General features: G+C 57.4%; 1 pseudogene. It reads left to right on the forward strand.

From position 1 onward, the window contains the following. Positions 1-282, forward strand: a pseudogene (locus P0D70_RS36990) (NAD(P)(+) transhydrogenase (Re/Si-specific) subunit alpha); the annotation flags it as partial.

Here is a 282-nt window from a genome sequence, read left to right on the forward strand (position 1 = left end):
GCTTCAATTGTCACCCAGGAGCAGGCATTGGGCTGCAACGTGGTTCTGACGGTGCGAACTCCGGGTGACGAAGATCTGCAGTATTTGAAGCCGGGCGCAGTGCTGGTTGGCATGCTCGATCCCTTCGATAAAGTTAATGCCAACCGGCTCGCATCGGTTGGTGTTACGGCTTTTGCGCTGGAGGCTGCTCCGCGGACTAGCCGCGCGCAGGCTCTTGATGTTCTTTCATCGCAGGCGAACATCGCCGGCTACAAGGCGGTACTGATCGCAGCACATCACTAT

The sequence above is a fragment of the Paraburkholderia sp. RL17-381-BIF-C genome (genome assembly GCF_046026435.1).
GTDB lineage: Bacteria > Pseudomonadota > Gammaproteobacteria > Burkholderiales > Burkholderiaceae > Paraburkholderia.